This is a genomic window from Stenotrophomonas sp. BIGb0135 (assembly GCF_024810105.1).
GTDB lineage: Bacteria > Pseudomonadota > Gammaproteobacteria > Xanthomonadales > Xanthomonadaceae > Stenotrophomonas > Stenotrophomonas maltophilia_AB.
In genome coordinates, this window is record NZ_JANUDX010000004.1 from 101180 (window position 1) to 120853 (window position 19674).

Genomic DNA, 19674 nt, shown 5'->3' on the forward strand with positions numbered 1-19674 from the left:
CTTGGATGCCAGCGGAGCGGAGAGTGGTGCCGCTTATCGGAAACGGAACCCGTTGCGGCACAAGGCTTGCCGGGGTGCCGTGTGCCTTTCGTGCGCCCTGATCGGCTCGTTAGCAAGGGTGAACTGCCCACATGGCCGGGGTACACTTCGCCCGGCTGACACGGAGGGAGCGGCGGTGGTGCACGAGAACGTCATGGCGGTGGTCTACGGCTTGGGCACGCTGTGCCTGCTGGCCTTCCTGCACCTGCAGGTATCGGCTTGGCTGGTGCCGAGCTGGGTCCGCGCCCTGTATGTGCCGGGAGGCCGCTGGCGCACCGTCGGGATCATCCTGCAGGTGCTGGCATGGGCCGCTGCCGTGGCAATCACCATGGCCGGCGTGGGCATGCTGCTGTCCTGGATGCCGGGGAACTGGGGATGGACGGACGAAGTGGGGGCTTTCACCCCCCACGCGGATGACCTGTCGACCTGGGCCGGCCTTGTCATGGGATCAGGCTGGATCTGGTCCCTGCTGCAGGCTGGCCGACGCCACGCAATCGGGCAGCAGCCCGTCGCCTGAAGACCGCGGGGAGAGCAGCGCTCCCCCGGTCACGACGCCACGATTCCGGCCAGCGGCTCGCAGCCCGAGGGCATGCCGTAGGCGAATTCGGTGGGCAGGCTGATCAGGCGCGCCTGAGCGTAGAGGTTGGCCGGGTCTGACGGCACGTCCGTGAGTCCTCGCACGGAGGCGGCGGCTGCGAACGGGCCGGCCAGGCCAGAGAATACGGGAATCCAAGGGCCGTCCTGAACCGCAATCTGATAGGAGGCGACGCCGCCTGAAACCGTGATCCGGTGGCGCAGGCGCATCAACCTCATTGCGCCCGGATCCCAGACGAACGCCGAGCCCACAAAGGAGCTGGCATACACGTGCGGATACCAGGTCCACGTCTCACCGGCCGACAAGGAGGGCCCGCCAGCGTTGGCCGTGCCGGCGCCCGTGCCGATTTGCACGGCGTTGTTGAACGTCGAGGCCCGAACCACGCCGATTTGCCCCCAGAGGTAGGCGCCGCCGGAGTTGATCCCGCGGGTGTCCGACTCGAAATACCAATCACCGTTGGGGATCAATGCGGAGCTTCGCACCGCGCGAATCACAAACGCGCTACCAGAGACGACCCTGGGTGCTGTGCCGTCCAGCTGCAGAGTCATCAGGCCATCGGCGGGAGCGGTGCTGAGGTCGAAGCGCACCGGGCTGACGTACTGCTTGACCCGCAGCGTACCCGCCCAGGTGAAGCTGCGCCCGCCGGAATCGCGCACGCGGAGGGTCAGTGCGAAGTCCCGCTCGAAGTTGATCCCGACCACCGCCTGCAGGGTCCATGTGCCGTCGTCCACCCACAAGCGCTTGTTCTCCCGGCGCCGGTTGGCGATGTAGACGGGGCGGGCGAAGGCGGTGCCCGGCGGCGGCTCGGCCGCGAGGTTGGAAAAGTGCCACTGCCCGTTTTCGCCGGACCAAACCATGTTCCCGCGCTGCTCCACCAGCAGCTGCTTTTGCTGGTTGTAGAACCGGACCCCGACGCAGGCCCCGACATTGTTGGCGCTGCTGGCGCCCTGCTGGACGTCGAGCTGGGCATTGAACGGTTGGCCCACGGTGCAGGGGTAATAATTCACCCCCTCCATGACCGACTCGCCCTGGCCGCGGTAAACCGCAACCTTGCTGCCGCGTCCATCGTTTCCGCTGCCGACATTCTCGATGGCCCAACCCGCGCCCTTCTCCCAGCCAACGTCCCCTTGTTCGAGGTTCCCGTTGAAGATGGGCACAACGCCGGTGGCCTGGTAGGCCGGCCAGGTGATCACGACCTTGTCGCCTTCGACAGACAGGCTGGATCCTGGCGGGAGCTGGTCGCCGTCGATCTGTTCGACGGCGCACGCCCCAATCTGATTGTGGATCTGCAACGTGCCGCGGTAGGCCAGCGAGGGCTTGGCCGACAGCAGCGGCCCGGTGACGTAAAGCGCAAGCAGCTTGCGTCGCTGGTCCAGGTCGGGGCGATCAAAGGAACGCGCACCCATCAGGAGATCCTCTCGCCCACCAGGTAGACCGTCAGGCCCTTGGCCAGCGCGGTGCCGATCTGATCCACGTCGATGCTGATCTCATCCCCTGCGTACAGCATGTCGCCACCGTCCACGTAGACCGGCGGAATGGCCGCGGTCAAGGTGGTCTTCTCGGCGTTGTCGAAGGTCAGTCGCGTGGAGAGGATCGAGACCCCGTTTCGGTTCACGTCCACGGTCAACACCGTGCCGGCCGCCTGCGCCACGGCCAGGCCTGCATAGCAGCCGGCGTTGGCAACTGTGCGGAGCTTGAGGCCATAAGGCATGACGAACGTCGCCTTGGTAGTGCCGGCGGTGATGTTGGTCCCGATCAGGACGCTGCGGTCCTCGATCGCCACGTATTGCAGGTCCGGGCCAGCCACGTTGCGCAGCAGGTCGCCGGCGGCCACCCAAGAGTCGGAGTCCGCGCCACGACAGGTGGCGCTGATCACGCAGCGCTGCCCGCGGGTCTCGGCTTGGAAGTCGGCCGGAACGTCGAGGGTGCCACCGGGTTCGATCGCCAGGCGAACCTTGCCGGTGCCCAACTGCATGACCGAGAAGAACTCTCCGGCCTTCCAGGGGGCTCCACCGCCGGTGTTGGCCCGAATGGTGAGCGTGATGTCGGTGGCGGAGGTGATCACGATCAGCGCGTTCTGGTACGAACGGTCCAGCGTGGTGTTGGAGTTGATCCCGGTGACCACGTTCATGGCAAGGGAGGTGACCGGGGCCGGCCCGTTATACGGGCGCGCGTAGCCGCGCAGGACGGTAAAGCCCCTCTCCCCGGCCGGTGGCGGCACCGTGAAGCGGATCATGGAAAGCTCGGGATCCAGTTCCGTCAGCACCGTGAAGTCCGTGCCCGGGCGCAGCACCAGATACTCGCCACTGTTCGGGCTGGTCTCGGCAGACGTGTCGTAGAACAGCGGGTCTGAGACGTCGGCGCCAGGCATCGGGAAGTCGGTGTCAGTGCCGTTGCCCACCCAGGACCAGGCCCGAGGCGAGACCCCCACCGAACTGCCACCGCCCAGCACCTGCTCGACGTACGCCCACACCATCCCCATGTTGGCCGCATCGGTGGCCAGCAGCGCGTCACCTACGCGGACGATGCGGTAGCCTTTGGCGTCCCACGCAAATAGCCCCGACTCCTCGTCCGGAACAAGCTGCATCGATCCGGCCGCAAGCTGCTGGATCATCATGATTGGGGCGTCTTGATCGGCGTTCAGCGTTGCCGCCAAGAGGTCGCCGAGGTTCTGGTACTCGGTGTCCCGGGTGAACGGCATGTTCCGCTGCCGGGTCACGGTAGAGCCGGAGGCAGGCGGCGTCGTGAACACCACGTTGCCGCCCGACTCGTTGCCTACGCCGGTCAGGGTGTAGTGGGTCCCCAGGGTTCGCGGGAGACCGTTCACCGCGACAAGCAGGTCCGTCGCAGCAAGGATCTTGAAGCCGTAAGGAAACGTCGTGGTGACGCCGTTGGCGATCGACGTGTTGGGACCGGTGTAAACGGGGACGGTCATGCGCGCAACCTGCTGGAGACTGCCGCCAATGCTCCTGCCAGGAGGGGGGCGGGTTCCCGACTATTTGCCGCGATGCTGGTCCAGGCAATCGGCAGTCGCCGCGCGCTTGTTCTCGCTGTCTTCATAGGCGCCCAGCGCACCGACGTAGGCTGCAGCCCACTTCCTCCAGTCAGCGACCGTCGGCGGCCCCGGCGGCCGCTGGGCAATCGCCCGTTCGCTGCACCCTGCAGGCGGAACGTATGGCGCGGTCGTGCGCTTCCCGAGCCAAGCGCAGGACGTCATCAGTAGCAGCAGGGTCAGAGTGAGCAGGTGTCGCATTGATGGCCTCCACCGCGGCAGCGGTGCGTGTACGGGTGTCGTGGGACTCCACGTCGATCGCGGCAGCGGTCTCGCTGCTGATCTGGACGCTGGCTGCGGTAGCCCGGGCGTCGGCGCGGAGGGTGGCGTTCTGGGTGGCGGTCGCGTTGTCGCCGCGGCCCTTCAGGTAGTAGCAGCCCCCGATCGACACCAGGACCACCACGAGGGCGAGCTGGAGGGACTGTCTCGGGGTCAGCACGATCATTGGAGGGTTCCTCTGCAGGTGGCCATTTCCCACTGCCGGCGGGCAATGATGCCGCCGCACTTCGAGCGCCACTGGGGCAGCGCGCAATCGCGCTTGACGCCATCGATGGTCACGAAGCGCCACTTCCACATCTCATCGCACGCGGTCACGCGCTCGCCAGCGTTGAGCCGCCGTGCCGCCGTGCTGCCGCAAAACGCGTTGTTGCCCACGTTGTAGGCGAAGTGGCCCCAGGCCTTGATCTCGTGGAACTGGTACTCCCCGCGAACGCACCGGCCCATGTGCCCCAGCATGGTTCGCACGTAGGTGGTTTCCAAATGCTCGCACTGGGCGGGGCTGTAGGTCCTGCCGGGCACGACGGCGGGCCCCGTGATACCGGCGCAGACAGTCCAAATGCCTGCCGAGTCGCGGTAAGGGACGAACTTCCGCCCCTCATGCGCGGAGTCGTTCTGGCCGAGTGCGGCCACCAACGCCAGCACCAGCGCGATCGGCGCGGCCGCGAAGCCCACCTTCTTGCCCTTCGAAGTGTCCTCAGCCACGTCGGCGCACCCACGCGACAAAGCGGAGCGCCGTCACCCAGCGTGCAGCCCACCAGGCGCTCCAGTCGCCCCAGTTCTTCACCACCACCGTGAAGGTCTGGATGAGGGTGAAGAGGATGGTGCAGATGACGGCCACGTCGCTGAGCGTGTAGCCCGGCGTGTACGTCCCCACCGTGACGCCTGCCGCCGGCGCGATCTTGGCGGCCGACTCGGCCAGGTCCTTGGTGATCTGCTCTTTCATCGAAACTCCGAACGGGGGCGTTCAGCGCTCGAAGGTGGCTTCAATGTCCCCTGCGCTGGTGCGCCAATCGTCGCGGGCCGTGATGTGCGGGTTCCCGACTATTTTTGTGATCCGTTCAGGCGTGTCGGTCAGGGCGCCCGCTCCAGCGTCCAGGAGGTCGTCGGCCTGGTTCTGGACGGCCGGCTTCCAATCGCGCATCTGATCCCACAGCGGCCCCTTCAGCACGTCCACGTGCGCCCACAGCTGGCCGTTGGCCATCAACAGCGGCTCCCACGCCTCTAGGATGCGACGGTTCTTGTTCTGGACGGCCATCTCCTCAGCGACGCCGCACTGCAGCCGCCGCTGCTTGAGCGCGGCCTTGAGCACTGCAGGCGCGAAGGTGCCGATGCCGTTGGTCTCGATGACGATGCGCGGCAGGTTCAGCTCCTCTACCAGGTCGCACAGCTGAAACACCTGGCCGCCCACGATGGTTTTCCCGTCCGGGGAGAAATCGGCAACGTCGCCGGTGAGTGCGGCGATCCGGTGGAGGTAACGCCGGCCCACCAGGTCCTGCAGCACGACGGCCACCGCCGACACGTCCGAGCGCAGCTTGCCCCCGGCTGGGTCCCAGCGCACGGCCGCACCGGCGATCTGGACCGGGCCCAGGAACATCGCCGCCGCGCCGTTGGCTTTTCGGACCGTAGGCATCACGTCATAGGGGACGATGCGTGCCGGGTCCAGGCGGACCTGTGTGACGGGCTTGGCGTGCAGCTGATACTGCGAATCCCACTCGCCGATGGTCCGCGTCTGCTGGCGGCGCATCTGCATTTCCTCGGCGTCGAACCGCTCGGGCCAGGCTGCGCCGGCGTAGCAGTCGATCAGCGCCCCTGCCGGATTGTCGAGCAGCAGCACCGTGCCCTCGAGCTGGTAGTCCAGCCCCTCGCGCAGCAGGCGCGCCGTTTCGCCGATCCCCATGAACACGTACTCGGGAACAAACCCGATGGGGTAACGACCGCGCTCGGCCTTTTCGATTCGGTGCTCTTGGGCGAACATGCGGACCACCATTGCCATTGCTCCCTGCCGCTTCACGTCCTCATAGATCGAGTCGTGGGTGTGCGGGGTGCCGATGTAGAGTTTCGGAGCGCCCGGGACAGCAATGTGGATCTGCTCCCCCAGACGGAAGCGCAGCTTCTCCCGCGCCTCGGGAGTGCCGATGTTGCCGGGCACCTCGATGTCGTCGTTCTGGATGAAATCGGCGCGCGAGCTGGTGGTGTTGGACAAGATGCCCCGGGCGTACATGCTGGCGTTACGCGCGTCGTTGAGGGCTGCACCAGCGATCCACCACTGCTCGATGGTGCCGACACTTGCCGGCAGCAGCTTCGTGGTGAGCGGGTGGTTCCTCAACACGTTCTGGGTGCCGCGACTGGTCTTCAGGGCGGTGCCGTCGGACTCGGACTGGTGCAGGATCCGGGTCAGGCCCCAGCAGTAGTAGATCCATGCATTGAACACTTCCAGGATGGTCGACTTCGCGTGACCTCGCGGGAGCATCAGCAGCAGCAGCGTCGAATCGCTGATCCAGGCTTCTTGCAGGAAAACACACGCGCGGATGTGGAGGTCTGGGACCTCCCAGCGCCTGCACTCGGCCCACATGTGGAAGAACGCCAGGAAGCTGATCTTTGGCGGGACCCGCAGGCGATCAGGCAGCGCCATGCGACTTGGCCCCCACCCGCTTGAGCATCTTCGCCGCTTCCTGTTCCGCCCGGCGGATGTCGTCCTCTGGATCGGGGTCATTGCCACCCTTCCCGGCAGTGTCGTCCCGCAGGAGCTGCTGCAGGCGGCCAAGCAGCGCCACGGACTGCACGGCCGTCTTCCGACACCACGCGGCGTCGCCGCGCTCCTCCTTCGTCATCTGGGATAGCAGCTTTCCGTCGCCGGTCCAATTGGCCGGGTCGGCATCGTTGATCGCGACCTCGGCCAACTTCTCGCTCACCTCGGCCAGGCGCTTTTTCTGATCGGGCCTCATGCAGTCTCCCCGGCCATCGCGGCCATGTCAGGGGCGCGATCGGGGACGACCTCGCCCGGCTCCCACCAGTATTTCTGGCCGAACTCCTTCTCGCTGCGTCGGCGCATCTTGCGCAGGTAGCCAGGCGAGAAATACTCCTGCAGTTGGTGGAAAAGCAGGTGGTCGAGCGCTGCCTTGGAGTACCAGAGGTTCGCGCCAGGAGTGTTGCTCTTGACGAACCGCACGGCTTCGGCGCCAGCGTGAGTGTCCTTGCCCTCGGCCGCTTCCATCAGGTTGCCCTGCGTCAGCTTCAGGACGTCCTCGGCCAGGCCGGCCACTGGGCCCAAGGCCGCGGCGAAAGGCGACTGCCCATACCGTGACGACTCGGAGAACAGGAAGTCACCGTAAAGGCCGAGCGAGCCACCCTTCAGCATGGCTGCCACGCCGAAGCGGGGATCAGTGATGTCTCGAGGATCTCGGCCGCTGAGCATCTCATTGATCTGCAGCGACACCGCGCCCATGACCGTCGTCGACGCAATCAGGCTGGCGATGTACGCCGCGCGACCAGTCCCGGTGGGCATGGACCAGCCGCGCTGGATGTGCCGCGTCATCATGGCGATCGGGAACGACTTGAACAGGAAGAACGAGCGCGTCAGTTCGCCTTTCCAAGTGCCACGCTGCAGGCCGGACATCATCATCGCCCGCTCCTTCGCGCCTGGCTCGATCACCGCCACGTCGGTTTCCTCCAGCACCACGCCCAGCAAACGCGTAGCGGCGTCCTCGCGCAGCTTCTGCGGGTTGCCCAGGTCGGCCAGCTTGGCATCCGGGATGCGATAGATGGCATCCGGGGTCAGCATTGCATCGTTGCCGCCGCCCCAGTCCTCCAGGCTCGCCCGCTTCCACACCGTGAAGTCAGTCTCGGTGATCCCCTTGGAGAGCAGGATGCGGTGGTCTGCTGCATCCAACGCCGACAGCGCCTTGTGTTCCTTGGTCACCGCGCCCAGGGCATGCATGAAGGTGACGCCGTAGGCGCGCTTCCTCGCCTCGGTCAGCGCGTTGAGCCCACTGGCGCGCAGGGTCGCTCCTGCCAGCTTGGTGCTGGTGTTGGACAGGGCAGACAGGAAGCCCGGCGCGTCGGAGGTGAACGTATCGGCGCCGAACCGATTGAGCGACGACAGCAGAGTGTTCATCGCCAGCCCTGCCCGCATCGCCATGCGCTTCTCCATGCGGTTCGCTGGGTTGAGCGCGGCCAGCTCGTTGGCGAACAAGCGCATCGCTGGCAGCTTGTTGACGTGTGCCGACAGATACATCGTGGCGTCGTCGGAGAACGAGGTGATAACAGCAGAGCCGAGACGAGATGCCGTCATCCAACTTCGCAGCGTGTCGAAGGTCTCAGCCAGGCGCGCCGATGCCACCGGCTGGGTTCGCCCGGCGACGTAGTTGTAGAGGTTCTCCGAGCTGATCGCGCGCTTCTGCAGCCGGCCAACCTTCGTGGGGTCGGCGAGCGTCTGCTCCTTGACTGCCCTGTCGCGGAATAGCGAGTACGCGAGGTCAGGGTTCGGCCCGAAGGTCTCGACGAGCGCGATGTCCTTGGACACCCCGGCGATGTGCCCGGTCAGCACCTCGTAGAGCGAGCGCTCGCCGTACTTCTGCTGGTACTGGATGTATGCCTCGCCGTCCTTGAAATGCACCTGCCGCGATTCGTTGCCGCGGTTGGCCCGCATCCCGCTACCCATACCGCCCCGCCCCGGCTCCAGCTTGTTCACCCCGCCGGTGGCGATCGATGCCCATGCGTGCCCGAGGAAGTCGCCCACCTCGGCGTCAGTCATGCGGGTGCCGTCCTCGTTGACGTACCGCTTGCGGTCCAGCAGCGGCAGCACGTCGGTCGCCCACTGCTGCCGGCCGGCCTTGGCCACCTGCGCTTGGGAATGGTGGTGGGGCATGCCCCAGTCGTCGAGCTGGCCGACATCGCCGCCGGAGCGGTTGAACCGTTCCCGCAGCCTGGCCGCGATTTCGTGGAACACCTTCGCGCCCTGGGCGGCATCCACGTCCCCCGTCTTCTGGCCGTGCAGCTCCTTGACCAACATCTGCACGCCCTCCGGATTCTCCAGCAGCCCGAAGAACTTGGGATTGGTGGCCTCCAGCGTATCGAGCATCTGGCGCAGGGCGTCGCGCTCGATCGCCCGTGCGCGCGACTCTACCGAGAGGGTGTTCGCCTTCCCGTCGGCATGGAACGCAATCATCCGGTCCAGGCCGTCGAACATATCGGGGAACTGCTCCAGGTGACGCTGGATTCGGTCATGGGCGAGGATCGTCTGCGCAACCCGCTGCTTCTTCTTCTGCGCCTCGTACACCAGCTCCTTTGCGGCGCTGGTGGCGGCTTCGTTCAATCGCTGCTCCGGCGACATGCTCAGGGCCCCGTTGGGGTCCTTTATCGCGTTCTGCCGCATGTGGCGGCTGATTCGATCCTCGATACCCTTGATCTCGGCGGCGTTCAAGGCGCGGCCGATAGCTTTGGTGACGGCGGTAATGCATTCGGGGCGCATCAGGCAAACCTCAGCGAGCAAGCAACAGCGGCAGCAAAGCCGCGGGAGTCCGATTGAGCCTGTGAGATGTCGGCATCAACGGCGGCCAGGGCTTCAGCTGCGGTCATGACCGTGCCGTCGTCCATCGTGATTTGCATGTCAGGCGATGCGGCCACGGCCTCAAGGGCGGCCTGCTGGGTGACATCGGGAATGTCGCCACCCGCAGCCATGGATTGCGTCGGCCGGGGCTCTACGCCCCCAAGCGGCGCAGGGGCGGACTCGCCCTGCTCCATAGCGACATCAGGGGTCGCCCGCGGCTGCGCCTCGTCGAGAGCCGCTGCTGCACGCGCAGACGGGCCCGGGCGGCCACGAGGGACCGCTGCAATACCCACGTCGGGGGTCGGGCGGGCGTCAGGGAGTACGGGGCGCGTGGGGGCCTCCGCGCGCGGCGTGCGGCCAGTAATGCGCTCCGCCAACCCGATCAGGTCTGAGTCCTGGTCGATTTTCTCCAGCCTGGTGCGCAGTTGGCGCGCGACGGTCGCGTAACCGGTTGCGGCATTGGACTGCTCAATGGCCTGCCGGATCTCCACGCGACGAGCGCTCAGCTGCTCCAGGTCGGAGGGGGCCAGCCGCTCGCGGGGATCGGCCGGCAGGATGTTGTCGCGGGCAAGCTGCTCCTGCCGGCGGATCAGCTCGACCAAGCTCTGGTCCTCTGCGCGCAGCGCGGTCACCTCCTCGGGCTGCAGGCGGCCGGTGGTGGCCAGCTCGTCCAGCGTGGACAGGCGCTGCTCGATGACCTGGGCAGCGTCGGTCCCGGTCATCGCAGCTGGGATCTGGACCGGCACCTGGGCCACGGCGGCAGTCTCGGCCGGCACATCAGCACGGACAGGCTCAGGAATGCCGACGCCGGCGCGCTTGGCCCGCGCGTCCCAGTTGGCGATCGCCTCGCCCTTGGTCTTGCCCTTGAGGTACGGGTTCGCTTCCAACTGGCCGCGCGACAGAATGCGCGACATCGGCGTGTCATCGGCGGCCCGGGCGAACTTGACGCCGCCCTCGCTCCCGAAATGGTGGGCGGCATACAGGTTGTGGGCCGTGGGCTCCAAGCCGGCCGATTCCAGCGCAGCTGTGTTCTGGTCGTCCAGCGCCTCCGCCATCTGCCCCGACTTCGTGGGATCGCGTCGGGCGGCCAGGATCTGGTTGTCGTTCAATCCCTCTGCCCAGGCTGGGCGGGTCTGCGCCACGATGCGCCGCCAGGTGCCGGCAGTGAACTGGTCAATACCGGTCGCCGTGCTGCGACCGTTGGTCGCGTTCGGGTCGCCGCCGGACTCCAACGCGCGGCGATAGGCCCCGTACTCGACCGGCGGCAGCGTGTAGGTGGCCAGCGGGTCGGTAGACATGCCCTGGCGCTGTACCGGCAGGAACTCGGCCGCGTTGATGGACTCGGCGATGCTCACCGGCTCGCCGCGCAGAATGGAGCCGATGGCCGACGCCAGCGCAGCCTGGTGCGCGCCGTTGGAAGCCTCATCGACCGGCAGGCCCGGGGCGGTGTCCACCTGGACGTGCTTGGCGTTCGCCGCGGTCAGGACGGCATCGCGCTGCGCAGCGGTCACCTTGGGCGCCTGCGCGTGAGCAATGCCGCCGAACACCAGGCCGGTCAGCGCGTCCACGGCTCGCGCCTCGGCGTTCATCGGGCTGTAGGCTTCCGCCTGCTTGTCGTAGCCGCCTGCCTTGAGGGCGCCTGACTGCGCAGCGCTGGTGGCCACTCCGACGGCGAGGTTCGCAGCAGCACCGGTGCCCAAGCGCTGCAGCAGTGTGGTGCCGAAACTGGCCGGCACCTTGAAGCCCAGCATCGTTGCGCCCGCCGAAACGACGCCGAACCCGGTTGCCGTGCGTGCGTCTACGCCCTGCTTCACCAGCGCGGCGGGAGTTTCCAGCCCCTCGTTGCCGGCCAGCAGTGCCGGATTTCCGCCGGCGGCCGCCAACGGGAGAACGATCTGGGCCAGCCCATTGGCGATTCTGCCCGCCGATCCGATCTGCGCCGGGTCCGGGGCCCAATAGTCGGTTGCAGCTTGGCCCAAGTCCTCCACGACGTTCTGGAAGTACCAGTCCTGCCCTGCCGTCGATGGCGCGCTGGTATCCGGCTTGATGCCTAGGGACTTAACCAGCTGCTGCGTCTCCGGGGTGCGGAAGGAGTTGAGGTAGTCGTCGCGCGCGCCGGGGACAGGTGAGCCGGCCAGAGCCACGGTGGTGGCGGTGCGCGAGCCGCCCTGCATTATTCCCGTGCCCAACGCGGCGCCGAACCCGGAGAACATGCCCGTGGAGACCTTGGACAGGTCCAGCGGATTCAGCGCGACCTGCTCGTCGAGCGACTTCCGCCCCTGCTCGTCGATATCGAAAATGCTCACGGCGCGCTCCCGGGATAGATATTGAGGATCACCGGCTGTCCGTTCTCGCCGTAGAGGTAGCTCATCCCGCTGACGACGTAGAACGTGTTCTCCCCCGCTTGACGCAGGCCGAACGCGCGGAAGTTGTTCACCGTGGAATCCGGCAGCTTGGCCGCGCGCGCGGCGGTGACGAAGGCGGCCTCAGCGCGGTCCTCGAATTCGTCCTCCGACATTCCCCACGGCGCCAGCACCTCGCCGCGCCCGTTGACGTCGGAGATTTCGCCCAAGGTGGCGCGAATGGCCTGCTTCATGCGTGCGGAATCGACCTCTCCAGACTGATCGCCATCGGCTGCAGACTTGCCCGTGTAGTAGGCGCGGACCGCCTGCATGGCGACTTCAGCAGCACCGGGCCGGCCGGCAAACAACGCACTGGCCGCGCCGCCGATTTCCGCGGTGAACTGCTCCCGGAAGTTCTTCTCGGGCGGCAGCGGGAACTTGCTGTCTCCCTTCCCCTGCAGCAAGCGGTTGCCCTCGAGCATGGTCGCTGAGACCTCCCTCGCGCCAGCGGTGACGTTGGCGCTGAACGTGTTCTTCGCGAGGGTGATGCGGGCGCGCTCCTTGGTGGCCAGCATGCCGGCGTATGCCACCACCGGCTCATCGGGCGCGATCTGCTGCATCACGCGGTTGAAGACCTTGTCGTCCATGACCGCCGTGCGCAGCTGGCCCAGCATCGACACCTGTTGCGTCGAGGTTGAGTTCTTCAGGGTGTCGGTCAACACCTGGGCTTCCTGCGGCAGAAGTAGCCGCTGGGACACCTGCGTGCCGTAGCGCTTGCGCATGCCATCGATCGTGGCTTGCCGGTCGCTCAGCTGCGCACCCAGCTCCCACGCATCAGCCGGCGAAGCCAGTGCCTCCAGCTTCAGCGGCTCCACCTCGCCGCCCTCGCGCGCGGCGTTGAACAGAAGCGGCGCGTCCTGCATCTGCTTCAGGTTGCTGGTGACGGCCGTCTTCAGCCGATCGAGGTTCGCCTTCTGCGTCACGCTGCCGCCGTCGGACAATAGCGACGCCTCTGCGGCCTGAATGTAGGTCTGCTGCTGGTCTGGCGACATGCGCAGCACCTTCTGCACCACCTGCTCCTGCGCGACGCGCTCGCTGAACTCTGCCTCCGCCGAGGTGCCCTTCACCGCATCCGACCACGACGTCCACTGGTCTGGCTTCGCCGGCACGCCGCTGGCGATCTGCTTGTCGATCTGGTCGAGCACGCGGTTGCCCTTCGCGTCGAGGCGGTCCTGTGCGCGCTCAGCCTTGTCGAGCAGGGTCTGCTGGCGGTTGGATACCTGAGCCCACAGCGCGTTGCGCTTCTCTGGATCCAGCTTGTCGGCGTAGAAGCCTGCCGGGTCGGCGAGGTCGTGCTCGAGCTTGGCCAGGCCATCCGGGTCCTCGCGCGACTGGATAGCGCGCTGGGTCGCCTGCGAGGTCCAGCTCCGATCTCGAAAGTCCTGCGCTGCCTTGCTGATCTGCACGTCGGTGAGCCCTGCAGACTTGGCGAGCGGGGCCAAGGATTCAGCCCGCTGAATCACCCCGTCGATGTCGGCGCCTGGCATGCCCACGATTTTCCCGAGCTTGTCCATCGCCGCGGTGTACTGGGTCTGCAGGTCGGCGCGCTGCGCCTTCTGCACCGCCGAGTTGATCTTGAGTTCGCCCGATCGCTGGGTGCGCTGGATGCCCCGCTCGTAGGCGAGCTGCATGTCTGGTGCCAGGCCCTGCACCTCGGGCGCCTTGATCTTGCCAATTTCGGTCGCGTACTGCTCCCGGGCCTGCTCATAGTTGAGCCCTCCGGTGACCACAGCATCCTGCGTGGCGAGCGTGCGGTCCTGCACCTCGATCTCGTAGTCGAGCTGAGCGTTGGCCGCTTTGGCGCGGGCGAGCGCCTCATCCTCGATCTTCTGCCGGCGGGCCTCCTGCTCCTGCAACACCTGGGCGTGGTTCGCGATGCGCGATCCGGTGTCAGCGAACTCGCCGACGGCCTGCGCCACCGCATCGCGGCCGGCGCCGCTGACGCGCGTCTGCACCACCGGCGCCTGGCCTGCGCCCTGGCCAAAGTTGCCCTGCGGGATCTTGGCCATATCAGGCGCCTCCTGCGGTGCCGGTGCGCTTCCAGCCCCGGCCGTTGTTGGATGCGGCTCCAAGAAGCGAGGTGCCGGCCTTCACGTAGCCCGCCGTGCGCGCCTGCTTGCCCGAGATCCGGTAGCCGTCTGCCTCCGCGCCCAGCCGGTTCACCCGGTCGGTGCCGCCCGCCAGAGCCAGGAAAGCGTCCTCCTCCGAGTCGCGCGTGATCTGTTCATCGATCCGCAGGGCGGTATCGCTGTTCACGTCCACACCGGACTGCGCGATGGTGGCGATCGCATCGGCGCGCACCTTGTCGCGCTGCTTGCGGATCCGCATCGCTTCGACTTCCGCCGCACTCTTTGCGGTGCGGGCGTCGGCCTCGCTCTGCTTGGCCAGGTACTCGTTGTAGTCCTGGGCCTCCTTGCCCTGCTGCACGGCGGCGCCGGCGGCCAGTAGCGCGGTGCCCCATTGGATGATTGGGATGGCGGCTGCGCCCATGCTTACTCTCCCGTGTATTCGAAGACAGTGCCGGTCGGGGTGAACCCGATGCCCTGGTAGACCTGCGACGTGCGCTCATGCGTCACGCCGGTGGTGATGCCCGCCTGGATCAGGTCTGCACCCACGGCCTTGCACCAGCTGACGTACTCGCGCAGGAGCTGAACGCCCAAGCGCGATCCGCGGTGCTGCTTGGTCACGTAGATGCCGTACTCGCCGGCCACCTTGGCGTCGGCGAACCAGAATTCCTCGCAGTAGCCGGCGGCCATTCCGACCAGCTGGCCGTCTGCCTCCGCGACGAACACACACCCCTGGCCATCAATGAGCGCGCGGAACAGGCCGGCCATCTTCGACGGGGAAAACGGGTAAGCGACATAGCGCGACTCGGCGTGCATCGCTTCGGAGAGGACCAGAAGATCGCCGATGTCGGCGTGCGTGGCGGAGCGGATCATTTGGCGTTCACCGTGGTGGTTGAAATTACGGCCTGCAGGTGGAATGGATATGGCTGCTTCTGCTCGACGACGACGTGGAAGTCGCCACGCCCCCAGCCCAACGTCTCGACCGGCACGTCGCCGGTGAAGGGCTGAGGCGGCTTGTCCAGCACGCCAAGGCCCAGGGGCCGGCCGAAGATGAGTTGCCCGTTGACCGTCGCCCCGATCGTCTCCAGGAACCGGCACTTGACCTCCGAGATTCGGACGCTGCCGCCCTGAGATGTGCCCTCCTGGGTTTGCACCTCCGGGCGCAGCATCTCGACCCGAGACACGTACTGGAGGCCGATCTCGACCGTCTTGGCCGGGCGCTCCAGCGTGATCTCGCCGCCGCTGACGATGCGATCCCCCAGCTCGACGCCGTCCGCCTTCACCTTCACCGCCATGCCTTCCAGGTGGGCCAGGCCGCCCCACACGGCGGTGCCGGCCGGGTCGACTCCGGTAATGGCGCTGTCGGTGTGAAGCGAAGGATCGAAGCGTTCGACGTAGCGGACCTGCTGCCCGTTCACTTCACGAATCACGATGGCCCACACCTGGTCGCCGTCTTCAGTGGGCAGCGTGGCCAGGGCGTCGAAGCGGCCCTGCGTGGACTGCCGCGTCCAGCCGATCACGTCTTGGTCCCGGTCGAAGGTGAGCACCGCCAGCTCACCGTCTGCCATCAGCGTGAACAGGAGCGGGTCCGGCTCTGCCTGGTAGGCCAGCCCGGCCACGCCGGCGCGGGTAATGTGCTCGGCAAGCACCGTCATGTCCGGCGCGCCGAACTGGTCGGAGTCGATCTTGTCGGCGGAGAGCGCGCGAATCTTCCGCCCGCCGCGCTGCACGAACAGCAGCTCGCCGCCGATGCGCTCGGGCGACACGAGGCTGCAGCCGAAGTTCGATTGCGGCTTGATCTTGTTCTTGGAGTTGGGCGCGATCGCAGAATCATCGGTGCCACGGATCGTGGTCTCGCCCCCGTTGCTCAGCGTGACCAGCGCGCCCAAGCCGGTCAGGTGCGTGATCGTGTGCTGCTGCTCACTGGCGGCCGAGAGCGACATAGCGTCGTCAGATTCGGCGCCCAGCTCGAAGTCGAGGTACTCGCCGATCCGTGAGCCCCACACGGTCTGCGGGAACATGCGCGAGCCGGCGCACCAGAGGCGCTGCTCGAAGAACGTGCCGGTCCGGGGATAGCCGTTCCGGCCGCCCCAGGCGCTACCCATCAAGGTCCAAGCCAGTGCAGGCGAAGCGACCAGCGCGGACATGACGCGTCGCAGTTCGCCGGTGGCCACGGTCGCCGACGACACCGCAGTGATCTGGATCAGGCCGGCGTTGATATCGACCCACTTGCCCACGTCCTCATCGCGCCAGCCAGCAGCCCCCAGCGTCAGCGTGATGGCTGCGCCCACGGCCGGCAGGTCGGTGCCGCTGCCGGCGGGCCAGGTCGGCGTCAGGGTCGCGTAGGGGCTGCCAGTGATCAGCCAGTCGCCGTCAGCGATGACCAGGCCGGGGAACGGAGTGAGCACGTCGGCTGTGACGACCGTGGCGCTGGTGAATGCGGTGATGAGCGCCAAGCCGCCCTCGGTCTCGATCTCGCGGCCCACGTCCGACGCCATGAACGCAGCGGCGCTAGCCGTCAACGTCCTGCCCGGCCCAAGCGCAAGGCTGTCCAGCGTGAGCGAGGCGGCCGGCCTGGTGCCAACCTCGGCGTATGGCAGGTTCACCCACGGCACATCCTCCAACACCCAGGCGGCGTTGCCGAACCGGCGCAGGCGGCGCGTGGGGTAGTTGACGTGGAACAGGAACATCGTGTCCCCGCTCTGCACGTAGTCGATCGCGTCCAGGTCCGCCTCGGCGTAGTCGCTCTGGATCTCGTAGGGAGCGAACACCCCCGGGGTCGCCTCGGTCTGCACCTGGGCGCCGTTCTGCAGGTAGACACGGATGTAGGCGTCGCCCACCTCCAGCATGTACGCCTGATCGCGGTTGAACACGTAGGGGATCAGCACGGCGTGCTTGTCGCCGTGCTTCGCCGGCTGGGTGAAGCGCAGCCCATAGCGCCCGATGACGCCGCCCTGGACCAGCACGAACACGTTGAGCAGCACCTTGGCGCCGTTGTTGTACCGGTCGATGTCCGAGCGGCCGTAGAGCCTCGGGCTCAGCTCTCCAGCGGTGAAGTTCGTCTTCATGATCGCTGCGCGCATTACCAGTTCCCCCTGTAGCCGCCCGCGCGCGCCGTCAGCAGCGGGAAGTCGCCCAGGGTCTCCGGCGGATCATCCTGCCCGTCTACTGCCCGGGCCTTGTCCATGAGGTTGCGCAGCTCGGCCGTCTTCAGTTCGACCATGCTGCCCGAGGTCGTGATGGGGTACGCCAGGCGCACGGCCATCGCCGCGGTCATGACGTCCACCAGCAGCGAATCCCACTCGCTCTCGGGCACGTCTGCGATGTAGACCAGAGGGAACACCACCTCGTCGCTCAGCAGGTAGCGGCCTTCGGACCGGTAGGTCACCCGCTGCCCGTTGCGCTCGTCACCGACCGCCAGCGTGCGCAGCCAGTCGCCCGGCAGGAGGAAGCGGCTGCGGAATCCGAATGGCGGCGCGGAGGCGTCGGGGGAGAGCTGGACGCGCTTGATTGCGCAGTTCCATGGATGGCCGCGGAGAATCGACTTCTTCAGGCCGGGGTAGATCCCGGCGCAAAGCTTTGCTCGGTCCAAGTTGGGCTCGTAGCTGGCCTCGTCGAAGCTGGCGATCGGTTTGGCCCCGAGAGACAGCAGCGCGTTGGAGCAGATACTGACTTCGTTTGCGGTCTCAATCATCGCGCTGGTCCTCATGTAGCACCGGGGGCGCGTGGCCCCCGGCGTGTACTGCATCCGATCCGGTTGGGATCAGTTCCCGTCGACGAAGTGGCCCTTCAGCGCGACGAACCCGGCAGCGGTGGCGCCGGCGGTGAGCGTGGCGCAGACGTCGTACTGCACGCCCGGATCGGTGGCCAGGCCCAGCAGGCGCCACACCGGCCACTCCAGCTTCTCGACGGTGATCAGGCCCGACTCCCGCAGGACGTTGGTGATCTCCTGCGCGGCGGCCAAGTCGACCGCGGAGCCGAAGAAGTCGGCATCGACCACCGCGCCGGCGTTGCGGGTCGGCAGGTCATACAGCCCGATGTCAGCTGCGCCGCCGGTGATCGCGGTGCAGGCCAGGACCACCGAGCTGACGCGCCAGCCCGAGTTGATGGTGAAGAAGCGCAGGACGCTGGCGATGCTGTCGCCGTTGGCCACCGCGATGACGCCGATGGATTCCTTGACGCGCCCGGTGGCCACCTTCGTGGAGGCGAGCTGGGAGACGCCGGGGGCGGCTGCGGAGTCGCGAGCGGTGATCGCCGCGCTCCCCTTGTTGACTACGGCCATGGTGTGTTCCTCGTACTGGAATGGGGTGAAGGGCGGCGACCGAGATCACCGCCCCGAGCGGTCAGGCTTCCTGGACCGCGATTTCGACGACCTTCTCTTCCTCGATGCGGGTGGCACCGATGGCCTGCTTGGCGTACACGCGGACGTTGAAGCCCTTGCCCGGGTCTTCGCCCACGCGGGTGGTGGTGTCCTTGCCGATGCCCAGCGCCACGCCGGACTTCGCCCAGGCGTACAGGAAGCGGGTGTTCCCGACCTTGGGCAGCATCTCGGACGGGATCCAGGTGAAGCCCAGCCACTTGCCCACCACGTCGCCCGATTCCAGGAACTTGCTCGCCATGAAGTCGGCCGAGGTCAGCGTCGCGTCCGACAGAATCTCGCCGGCCGCCTGCGCGCTGTAGGCCATGTACAGCTCTTCGCCGCCGATGGCATCCGCCTCCTTCTGGCGGAACATCGTCTTGGCCTGGATGATCTTGGCCTTGGTCAGGCCGGTGCCGCCAACCGCGATTTTCTGCGATGCCGGCAGAGCGACGTTGCCGGTGGCGCTGCGCGAGTTGCCGCCCAGGGCGCCGATGACCACCTCGTCCTTGGTGCGGTTCATGACGTTGACCATCGCCTTGACGTAATCGCTGGTCGGGTCCACGAGCATGCGGACCTTATCCAGGTCGTCGATCATGTCGCCGTCTTCCCAGTCGAACAGGTCGATGAAGCGGGTGGAATGCGGCTGGTCGTTGATCGGGGTATCGCCGTGGCGAACCAGGCGGCGCTGGGCCTTGCGCTGGCCGAGGCGGTTGACCGACTTGGACATGCCCACGATGCCGGGCTCGAGGGTCACGGCGCTCTGGAAGCGGGATTCGGTCTGCTGGGCGACGTGCTTGAAGTTGTCGGCGAACTGCTGCACGAACGCTTCGGTGATGTACTGGCTCATAGAAACTCCGAAGGGGTGAAGGGGTGTTCGTGCCTGCTCGGTTGTCCCTGGCGGGGCCGTGCGGTTCGCGTGGCATCGGTGCGCGGGCTGGGCTGGTTATCCGAGTGCCACCTCGGGCCAGATGCCTGCGAGTGTTGGCGCTGTGTGAGGTCGGTTTCCCGACTATTTCGCGCAAAGAAAAAGCCCCGCGGTGGGCGGGGCTTCTAGGTTTAGACGGGTGTGCTACGCGGACGGCCGCAGGAGTGGGGCGGCCTTGCGGAAGGCTTGGCGTCTTGCCGACCGTTGCGCAAGCCACCGCTCCTTCGGGGTGTCCTCTGTGACGATCTTTGAAGCACCGTCAAAGTGCCCATAAGCCAGGTTGATCCGGTGGTAGACGCGGTAGCCGCTCAGCACCCTGCCAGAGCGCGACCTCTCCACCCAAAGGCCGCTCGCTAGCCGCTCTTCACTGATGATTTCCGGGTGGACGTCGGGGTAGGCCATGACCGG

18 protein-coding genes are annotated in these 19674 nt (G+C 66.9%); 1 reads left to right on the forward strand and 17 read right to left on the reverse strand.

Annotated features, from left to right (window positions below; translation table 11 throughout):
* Positions 1-178: 178 nt before the first annotated feature.
* A complete protein-coding gene (locus M2421_RS10860) occupies positions 179-556 on the forward strand; it encodes a hypothetical protein (RefSeq protein WP_259206652.1) in 378 nt (125 codons plus the stop codon).
* A 29-nt stretch (positions 557-585) separates the two neighbouring features.
* On the opposite strand, the gene M2421_RS10865 is transcribed toward M2421_RS10860, so the two are convergent.
* The 17 genes from M2421_RS10865 to M2421_RS10945 form a co-directional block, all read right to left on the reverse strand.
* Complete coding sequence (locus M2421_RS10865; RefSeq protein WP_259206654.1) at positions 586-2040, reverse strand: hypothetical protein; 1455 nt, start codon at positions 2038-2040, stop codon at positions 586-588.
* A complete protein-coding gene (locus M2421_RS10870) occupies positions 2040-3569 on the reverse strand; it encodes a hypothetical protein (protein ID WP_259206656.1) in 1530 nt (509 codons plus the stop codon). Before M2421_RS10870 ends, M2421_RS10865 begins: the two co-directional genes overlap by 1 nt.
* A 169-nt stretch (positions 3570-3738) precedes the next feature.
* Positions 3739-4131 (reverse strand): hypothetical protein, encoded by a 393-nt coding sequence (locus tag M2421_RS10875; RefSeq protein ID WP_259206657.1) that lies wholly within the window; start codon positions 4129-4131, stop codon positions 3739-3741.
* The gene (locus M2421_RS10880) at positions 4128-4667 is read right to left on the reverse strand and encodes a lysozyme (RefSeq protein WP_259206658.1); all 540 of its coding nucleotides are present in this window, start codon (positions 4665-4667) and stop codon (positions 4128-4130) included. The genes M2421_RS10875 and M2421_RS10880 overlap by 4 nt, the downstream gene beginning before the upstream one ends.
* On the reverse strand, positions 4660-4908 hold the full coding sequence (locus tag M2421_RS10885; protein ID WP_259206659.1) for a hypothetical protein: 249 nt from the start codon (positions 4906-4908) through the stop codon (positions 4660-4662). Before M2421_RS10885 ends, M2421_RS10880 begins: the two co-directional genes overlap by 8 nt.
* 21 nt (positions 4909-4929) lie before the next feature.
* On the reverse strand, positions 4930-6597 hold the full coding sequence (terL, locus tag M2421_RS10890; protein WP_259206660.1) for a phage terminase large subunit: 1668 nt from the start codon (positions 6595-6597) through the stop codon (positions 4930-4932).
* The gene (locus M2421_RS10895) at positions 6584-6910 is read right to left on the reverse strand and encodes a hypothetical protein (protein ID WP_259206661.1); all 327 of its coding nucleotides are present in this window, start codon (positions 6908-6910) and stop codon (positions 6584-6586) included. Before M2421_RS10895 ends, terL begins: the two co-directional genes overlap by 14 nt.
* Positions 6907-9435 (reverse strand): hypothetical protein, encoded by a 2529-nt coding sequence (locus tag M2421_RS10900; protein WP_259206662.1) that lies wholly within the window; start codon positions 9433-9435, stop codon positions 6907-6909. Before M2421_RS10900 ends, M2421_RS10895 begins: the two co-directional genes overlap by 4 nt.
* Entirely contained in the window at positions 9435-11819 is a 2385-nt protein-coding gene (locus M2421_RS10905; RefSeq protein WP_259206663.1) for a hypothetical protein, read from the reverse strand. The genes M2421_RS10900 and M2421_RS10905 overlap by 1 nt, the downstream gene beginning before the upstream one ends.
* The gene (locus M2421_RS10910; RefSeq protein WP_259206664.1) at positions 11816-13924 is read right to left on the reverse strand and encodes a hypothetical protein; all 2109 of its coding nucleotides are present in this window, start codon (positions 13922-13924) and stop codon (positions 11816-11818) included. The genes M2421_RS10905 and M2421_RS10910 overlap by 4 nt, the downstream gene beginning before the upstream one ends.
* A gap of 1 nt (position 13925) precedes the next feature.
* Positions 13926-14405 carry a hypothetical protein gene (locus tag M2421_RS10915; RefSeq protein ID WP_259206665.1) on the reverse strand — a complete coding sequence of 160 codons (480 nt, stop codon included), beginning with the start codon at positions 14403-14405 and terminating at the stop codon, positions 13926-13928.
* 2 nt (positions 14406-14407) lie between these two features.
* On the reverse strand, positions 14408-14854 hold the full coding sequence (locus M2421_RS10920) for a GNAT family N-acetyltransferase (protein ID WP_259206666.1): 447 nt from the start codon (positions 14852-14854) through the stop codon (positions 14408-14410).
* Complete coding sequence (locus M2421_RS10925; RefSeq protein ID WP_259206667.1) at positions 14851-17064, reverse strand: hypothetical protein; 2214 nt, start codon at positions 17062-17064, stop codon at positions 14851-14853. The genes M2421_RS10920 and M2421_RS10925 overlap by 4 nt, the downstream gene beginning before the upstream one ends.
* Positions 17064-17675 (reverse strand): hypothetical protein, encoded by a 612-nt coding sequence (locus M2421_RS10930; protein WP_259206668.1) that lies wholly within the window; start codon positions 17673-17675, stop codon positions 17064-17066. Before M2421_RS10930 ends, M2421_RS10925 begins: the two co-directional genes overlap by 1 nt.
* Positions 17676-17744: 69 nt before the next feature.
* Positions 17745-18263, reverse strand: a complete 519-nt coding sequence (locus M2421_RS10935) for a hypothetical protein (protein ID WP_259206669.1) — start codon at positions 18261-18263, stop codon at positions 17745-17747.
* Between the two features lie 61 nt (positions 18264-18324).
* Positions 18325-19188 carry a phage capsid protein gene (locus M2421_RS10940; protein ID WP_259206670.1) on the reverse strand — a complete coding sequence of 288 codons (864 nt, stop codon included), beginning with the start codon at positions 19186-19188 and terminating at the stop codon, positions 18325-18327.
* 222 nt (positions 19189-19410) lie between these two features.
* A complete protein-coding gene (locus M2421_RS10945; protein WP_259206672.1) occupies positions 19411-19668 on the reverse strand; it encodes a hypothetical protein in 258 nt (85 codons plus the stop codon).
* Positions 19669-19674 lie beyond the last annotated feature (6 nt).

What these genes read in the sequence shown, in the direction of transcription:
- M2421_RS10940 (WP_259206670.1), bottom strand. Translation starts at nt 19,188, where the DNA reads ATGAGCCAGTACATCACCGAAGCGTTCGTGCAGCAGTTCGCCGACAAC.
- M2421_RS10930 (WP_259206668.1), bottom strand. Translation starts at nt 17,675, where the DNA reads ATGATTGAGACCGCAAACGAAGTCAGTATCTGCTCCAACGCGCTGCTG.
- M2421_RS10945 (WP_259206672.1), bottom strand. Translation starts at nt 19,668, where the DNA reads ATGGCCTACCCCGACGTCCACCCGGAAATCATCAGTGAAGAGCGGCTA.
- M2421_RS10910 (WP_259206664.1), bottom strand. Translation starts at nt 13,924, where the DNA reads ATGGCCAAGATCCCGCAGGGCAACTTTGGCCAGGGCGCAGGCCAGGCG.
- M2421_RS10870 (WP_259206656.1), bottom strand. Translation starts at nt 3,569, where the DNA reads ATGACCGTCCCCGTTTACACCGGTCCCAACACGTCGATCGCCAACGGC.
- M2421_RS10915 (WP_259206665.1), bottom strand. Translation starts at nt 14,405, where the DNA reads ATGGGCGCAGCCGCCATCCCAATCATCCAATGGGGCACCGCGCTACTG.
- M2421_RS10920 (WP_259206666.1), bottom strand. Translation starts at nt 14,854, where the DNA reads ATGATCCGCTCCGCCACGCACGCCGACATCGGCGATCTTCTGGTCCTC.
- M2421_RS10875 (WP_259206657.1), bottom strand. Translation starts at nt 4,131, where the DNA reads ATGATCGTGCTGACCCCGAGACAGTCCCTCCAGCTCGCCCTCGTGGTG.
- M2421_RS10895 (WP_259206661.1), bottom strand. Translation starts at nt 6,910, where the DNA reads ATGAGGCCCGATCAGAAAAAGCGCCTGGCCGAGGTGAGCGAGAAGTTG.
- M2421_RS10925 (WP_259206667.1), bottom strand. Translation starts at nt 17,064, where the DNA reads ATGCGCGCAGCGATCATGAAGACGAACTTCACCGCTGGAGAGCTGAGC.
- terL (WP_259206660.1), bottom strand. Translation starts at nt 6,597, where the DNA reads ATGGCGCTGCCTGATCGCCTGCGGGTCCCGCCAAAGATCAGCTTCCTG.
- M2421_RS10900 (WP_259206662.1), bottom strand. Translation starts at nt 9,435, where the DNA reads ATGCGCCCCGAATGCATTACCGCCGTCACCAAAGCTATCGGCCGCGCC.
- M2421_RS10885 (WP_259206659.1), bottom strand. Translation starts at nt 4,908, where the DNA reads ATGAAAGAGCAGATCACCAAGGACCTGGCCGAGTCGGCCGCCAAGATC.
- M2421_RS10865 (WP_259206654.1), bottom strand. Translation starts at nt 2,040, where the DNA reads ATGGGTGCGCGTTCCTTTGATCGCCCCGACCTGGACCAGCGACGCAAG.
- M2421_RS10935 (WP_259206669.1), bottom strand. Translation starts at nt 18,263, where the DNA reads ATGGCCGTAGTCAACAAGGGGAGCGCGGCGATCACCGCTCGCGACTCC.